Raw genomic sequence first — 244 nt, forward strand, 5'->3', positions numbered from 1 at the left:
TGATGGAGGCCACGGGGGCGTTGGAGCCCCCGCCCGTGAGCGACGACCCGGCGACGCGGCTGACGTTCAGCTCCTCGAACGGCTGCCCCACGAACTCGTCGGCGATCCCGTCGATGAACTCGCCCTGGTACCGCTCGGTCCCCGGAGCCTTCGGGTCGCCGGTCACCTCGCCCTCCGTCACGCCGCCGTCGGCGGGGGGGGGCGGGACGGTGGTCCCCCCCACCCTCCCCGGGGTCTGTCAGGG

At 75.0% G+C, this 244-nt stretch carries 1 pseudogene; it reads right to left on the reverse strand.

Annotated features, from left to right (window positions below):
- Window positions 1-223: pseudogene (locus tag KVS71_RS18295) on the reverse strand (hypothetical protein); the annotation flags it as partial.
- Between the last annotated feature and the right edge of the window lie 21 nt (window positions 224-244).

This window comes from Microbacterium sp. GbtcB4, from assembly GCF_019091465.1.
Lineage (GTDB): Bacteria > Actinomycetota > Actinomycetes > Actinomycetales > Microbacteriaceae > Microbacterium > Microbacterium paraoxydans.